The following is a 5,860-nucleotide window of genomic DNA, read 5'->3' on the forward strand; positions in this document are numbered from 1 at the left end:
CACCCTGGACCACGAAGCCATCCGCAAGGCCGTCGCCCAGGCCGGGGCCGCGCTGCCCGCCCAGGCCGGGCTGTCGCCGCCCCACCGCGCCACCCTGGCGGCCATGCTGCCGCCCGAGGAGGCGGCGAAGCTGGGGGCGAAGCCCGCCCAGGGGGCCGCCTACGCCATCAGCGGCGGCGACAAGCCCTACCGCATCGACGAATCCTCGGTGCCCAAATGGGTGACGGAGGAGCCGAGAAAGCGGGCCAGCGACCAGCCCCTGGCGGCCTTCCGGGTGGAAAATACCTCCCAGGGCGGTGCCGACGCCCCGCGTTCCACCCTGGCCGTGGAGGGGCGCAGCCTCAACGGTGCCGATGCGCCGCGCACCACCCTGACCGTGGAAGGAACGTCGCTGAACGGCGCCGATGCCCCACGCACCACCCTGTCGGTGGAAGGGCGCAACCTTTCCGGCGCCGATGCCCCGCGTTCCACCCTGGCCGTGGAGGGGGGCAACCTCAGCGGGGCCGACGCCTCGCGCGAGGTGATGAACGTGGCGGCGCGGGCCGGCAAGGGCGCCGACTGGCTGGAGGAGCAGATGGAGCTTCAGGCGGAGGCTGGCCTGAACTCGGACCATCACCTGCTGCCGGACACCAATCTGACCCTGGTGTGGACACCCACCTGGGTGGCCACCAAGCGGGCGGTGGGCGCCTTCCATGCCAAGATCATCCGCGTCGACAAGGAGGGGGCGCCGCCGGTGGAGGGCGCCTATGCCTATGCCGACGCCGCTCCCATCGAATCGCTGACCATGGACCGCTTCGTCGCCACCCAGGCGGCCTACGAACTGAAGGACCTGTACTATGGCCGCCACAAGCTGGGCCTGACGGTGCCGTTCCACTGGATGAGTCTGGCGCCGCGCTGGCGCGACTGCATCCGCATCCCCTTCGAAAGCTGTCCGCCCCAGGCGCTGCGCAAGCACCTGAAGATCGAGATCTTCGGCCTGTCGCCGGCCATTCCGCCCCATGTGATCAACCGCCTGTTCCAGCCGCTGGAAAAGCTGGACTGCACCCTGATGGCCCGCCTGCCGCTGTCGGCGCCGGGCATGGTCAAGGCCCTGGTCGGGGTGCGGGCCATCGGCATCGACCTGGCGCAGCTGACGCCGGAGGAAAAGGTGGGAGACGCCGAACTGCTGGAGCGCCTGGAGCGCTTCCGCGACGTGGCCCACAAATCGGGCATGGCCTGCTATGTCTGGGGCATCCGCCGCCGCCCGCTGATCACCGAGGTGATCAAGGCGGGCTTCTCGCTGGTCAACGGGCCGGGCGTCATGTGCGACCTGGCCCATCCCCGGCCGGCGGCGGGGGCAAGCTAGGGCTGCGCGCTGGCGGGCAGCCAGATGTGGACGGTGGTGCCCTGGCCGGGCTCGGATTCCAGCCACAGCCGGCCGCCATGCATCCTCGCCACCTTCAGGGCCGAGGCCAGGCCCAGCCCGGCGCCGGGGAAGGTGGAGCGCGAATGCAGGCGCGAGAACGGCCGGATGATGGTCTGCAGGTATTGCGGATCGATGCCGATGCCGTTGTCGGTGATGTCGATGCGCCAGCCCTCGCCTTCCGGCTGGGCATCGATGGTCACCTGGGGCGGCGTCCCGGACCGCACGAACTTGATGGCGTTGCTGATCAGGTTCTCGAACAGGATGAACAGCAGCACCGGGTCGGCGTGCACCGTCGGCAGCTCGCCCATGCGGAACTCGGCCTGGCTGCCGGCGGACATGGCGCGGCAATCGGCGATGGCCTGCTCCACCACCCGGCGGCAATCCACCGGGGCGAAGGCGGTCATGGGGCGGTTGGAGCGGGTGTAGTCCACCAGGCCCTTGACCAGCAGGCTGAGCTGGTTGGCGCCTTCGCGGATGAAGGCCATGCTGCTTTGCGCCCGCTCGGGCAGGTCGCCGGCGAACTCGCGGTCCAGGCGCTGGGTGTAGGCCAGGATGTAGCGGATGGGCTCCTGCAGGTCGTGGGAGGCGGCGAACAGCATGCGCTCCAGTTCGGCCTTGGCTTCCACCAGCATGTCGGCGCTGTGCTTCTGCACGGAAATGTCGCGGATGGACGAGCGGATACCCAGCGGCTCGCCCGCCCCGTCGACGATGGGTTGCCACGACATGGCCACCCACTGGACCTCGCCGGCCTTGGTCCGCACGCGGAATTCCATGTCCTGGCCGGACTGCCCGGCCTTGGCCGCCGACAGGATTTCACGCAGCTGGGGGCGGTCCTCCTCGACCACCATGGGCAGGGGAAAGTCCTCCATGGCGTGGCATTCGGCGACGGCATAGCCGGTGATGCGCTCCACCGCCGGGTTGACCCAGCGCAGGCGGCCGTCGGTGCCGAACCAGTTTTCCCAGGCATAGGTGTAGTCGGCGATGGCGCGGAAACGCTTCTGGCTTTCCTCCAGATCCTGGATGCGCGATTCCACCGCGCCGGACATGGTGTTGAACGCCTGGGTCAGCACGGCGATCTCGTCCTTGCCCTCCAGCTTGAGGCGGATGGAGAAGTCGCCGCCCGCCACCTTGAGCGACGCCCGGGTCAGCAGGTCGAGATGGCGGGTCAGCCAGTAGCCGATGGCGGCCAGCAGGGCGACCGTCAGCACCACCTCGGAGACGGCGATGCCGACGCTCTGATGCAGCAGTTCGCGCCGCGCCGCGCCCAGGAAGGTGGTGTCGAGGCCGTAACGCGCCTCGCCGTAGCGTTGCCCCAGGAAGACGATGTCGAAGCCGCCGCGGTATTCGTCCAGGTCCGGCGACAGCACCTTGTCGGCGGGCGGCAGGGGGGCGTCGATGTCGCGGCCCCAGGCGGCCACCACCTTTCCCGCCGCGTTGCTCACCACCATATAGGTGACGCTCCTGGACGTCCCCCAGCCCTCGATGATGCTCTGCACCGCCAGATAGTCGCGTTCGGCCAGCTGGCCGGCCAGGGTGATGTTGAACGAGGCTTCCTGCGCCTGCAGCCGCAATTCGGTGCTGGCCTCCAGGTGGCTCTGGATCAGGCGCACGCCGTTGGCGACCAGCAGGGTCAGCATCACCACCTCGACCAGGACGCTGAACGCCAGCAGGCGCAGGCGCAGCGAATTGATCGGACGGACGGGGGGCGCGGATAGCCGAAGCTCAATTCCCACTCCTGTTCTTGATGCTCACCAGATCGGCATAGGGACGCGCCTGCTCGATATCGGCGATCTCGACGGGAACCAGTCCCTTGAACCCGCCGGACTTGAAGAAGGCCCGGCCCCGCTCGGTCTCCCCGACGCCGCCCAGCGCCTGGCGGACCGCCCGGATGGTTTCCTCCCCCAGGCGGGGGTGGACCAGGTACATCTGGTGGGGCATGCGCAGGCGGCTGGTGAAGGGCACCACCCTGTCGCGCAGTTCCTCGGGAAGCTGCTGCAGCACCGAGGGGCTGCTGATGGCGGCGTCGGCGTCGCCGATGGCCACCGCCCGCACCGAGGTGGCGTGGCTGGCCACTTCCTCCAGCCGGTAGTCCACATCCGCCCGCAGGCCGAAATCGATCTTCAGCCAGGCCTCGGCCACCACCGAAAGCGCGGCCAGGCGGTCGGCGGTCACCACCCGGCGGCCGCGCAACTGCCCGGGTTCGCGCACCGCACTACCCTTGGGAACCACCACCAGGGGGGTCAGTTCCTGGTTGTAGCGGAACAGCGGCACATAGCCGCGGTCATAGGCCAGAACCCCGAAATGCGGCGCCGTGAGCAGCAGGTCGAAATCGCCATCCCGGATGGCCTCCAGGTGGGAGTGGAAGTTGGCGGCGGTATAGAGTTCCACCGGGCGCCCCAGGGCCTCCTCCAGGTGATGGCGCAGGGGGTCGTAGAGGCGGAGCAGGCTGAGAGTGGCGATGGAGGGCAGCAGTCCCAGCCGGATGGGGCCGGATACGGGGGGCGGGGCCGTCTCGGCGCCCGCCCTTGGGGCCGCCGCCGCCAGCAGCGACAGCAGGACCATCCCGAACATGAATCGACGCCAACCCGGGATCATTAATTTTCCCCCCACCCGAGGCTGCAACCATAGCATGCCCGAAGGGACCGGCAAGCCAATTGCTCGCGCCTCGGGGGCGGCGGCCGGTGAATACCATTGCGGTGCTCTGGCCATAGTGGAAGCATAGACTCTTGGGATAGGCTGGAATATTTGCGATCAGGACATAAACTATTAAAATCTGTGGCGTAACGTGTGAAAACGGAAATTCCCTCCTTGACGGGGAAGCGGGGGGGAAGCGACGGGCGGGGTTCGGGTAGCCTCCAGTCGGACAAGTGTCGTTATGAAGGTTAAGGGCGGTAAGAAGGGCAAGTTTTCCACCAAGCGCAGGGCCTCGATGCCGCGCTGGAGGAAAACTCGTCCTGAATCCAGGCCCCCCAAGCACCTGACCCCCTACGAGCGCCTGGCGTTGCGGACGGCCGTCCGCCGGAAGGCGGCCGAGCCGGCCAAGGCGCCGGAAACGCCCCAGATCCAATTCCTCCATGTCCCCGACCTGCCGCCCGCCTTGCTGGGCGAACGCTTGATCATCTGGTCCAAGGATGCCCTGCGCGCCTCCCTGTCGCGCCTGGCCGGTCCGCTGGGCGCCGTCGGCCGCGCCCTGGCCTCTCCGTGGACCGGCCTTGTGGCGGCCATGCGCGACGCCTTCGCCCCGGTCAAGGCCGAGGGGGACCGTCCGCGTGGCGCCATGGCCTTCCACGGCCCGCCACGGGTGGAATCCGCGCCCGCCGGCCCCGTCATGGCCGAGGACAAGGCCCGCGCCATCATCGGCGCGGCGCTGGCCGGCCTGCCGGACAAGGGCGATCCCACCCTGCCCGAGGACCTGGCGGCCCTGGCCACCCTGTTGTCGGACCCGCCGCCCACCGACGACTTCAAGGCTTCCGATCTGGTCCGCGACTGCTTCGCGCCCCAGGGCGCCGTCGGGCTGCAAAGCCGGGCGCTGCTGGGCGTCGCGCTGCGCCTGGGGGGCGAATTCGGGCAGCCGACCCGCCTGCCGCTGGCCGCCGACCGGGCATGGCGCATGCTCGACCCCATCACGTTCGAGGACGAGATGGCCGGGCAGCTGGAGGCCATCCGCACTTTCATCGGCGACTGGCAGAAGACCCAGCAATCCTTCCTGGTCCTGGAATTCGCCGAGATCGACCTGATCGAGTGGCTGTTCGAGAGCCTGCCGCCCGGGCGGCATTCCGACCTGCTGTTCGAGATGATGAACTTCAAGGTCCTGTCCAACCGCCGCCAGGGCATCCTGCGGCGTATCCCCCATCGTGTCCGCAAGTTCGTCAAGGATTCGGGCGGCGGGCACGACGCCGTCCTCTATGCCGCCGGGACCCGCGCCTACCTGAAGCGCATCGTCACCACCCATGGCTTCACGCCCATCGTCGAGACCGCCACCATCTGCCTGGAAGAGGTGGAGAAGGTCTTCGAGAAGCTGAAACCGCCGGCCTTGCCGGGCGAGGGCGGCGAGGGCCAGGCCCTGGCCCGCATCACCCCCGTCAAGATGCCGGCCTCGGAACTGGCCGAGAAGGCCATCGCCGCCGCCCACGGTCCCGCCGCCGCTCCGGCTGCCCCGGCGCCGTCCGCCCCGCCGGTGGCGCCGCAGCCTTTGGCCGTCCAGCCCCTGCCGCCGCGCCCGCCGGCGCCGTCCGCCACCCTCGCCGGCCCCGGCCCAGCTTCCGGCCCTGGCGCCCCAGCCGGTGGAGGGTATCCGCCCCGCCACCATCCGCCTGCAGCCCAAGCACATGCGGGCCGGTGCGGTGCTGACCATCCCGTCGCGGTCGTCGGGCCGCATTCCGCTGGGCCGCATGTTCTCCACCGACGGCGCCGCCGCCCCGGTTCCGGCCATCTCCATCGCCAGCGGACTGACCC

The 5,860-nt window shown here is 69.5% G+C and carries 3 protein-coding genes and 1 pseudogene; 2 read left to right on the forward strand and 2 right to left on the reverse strand.

The annotated features are described in order from the left end of the window. On the forward strand, positions 1 to 1,345 hold a 1,345-nt coding region (locus H261_RS25590), incomplete at its 5' end, for a hypothetical protein (RefSeq protein WP_008622295.1). Here H261_RS25590 and H261_RS22210 read toward each other — a convergent pair. Both H261_RS22210 and H261_RS22215 read right to left on the reverse strand, forming a co-directional pair. Continuing rightward, entirely contained in the window at positions 1,342 to 3,138 is a 1,797-nt protein-coding gene (locus H261_RS22210; RefSeq protein WP_008622296.1) for an ATP-binding protein, read from the reverse strand. The two genes, H261_RS25590 and H261_RS22210, sit on opposite strands and share 4 nt — an antisense overlap. Then, the gene (locus tag H261_RS22215; RefSeq protein ID WP_008622297.1) at positions 3,128 to 3,976 is read right to left on the reverse strand and encodes a phosphate/phosphite/phosphonate ABC transporter substrate-binding protein; all 849 of its coding nucleotides are present in this window, start codon (positions 3,974 to 3,976) and stop codon (positions 3,128 to 3,130) included. Before H261_RS22215 ends, H261_RS22210 begins: the two co-directional genes overlap by 11 nt. Positions 3,977 to 4,280: 304 nt before the next feature. On the opposite strand from H261_RS22215, the pseudogene H261_RS23650 reads away from it, so the two are divergent. After that, a pseudogene (locus tag H261_RS23650) lies at positions 4,281 to 5,860 on the forward strand (hypothetical protein); the annotation flags it as partial.

This window comes from Paramagnetospirillum caucaseum, assembly GCF_000342045.1.
In the GTDB taxonomy this organism is placed as follows: Bacteria; Pseudomonadota; Alphaproteobacteria; order Rhodospirillales; family Magnetospirillaceae; genus Phaeospirillum; species Phaeospirillum caucaseum.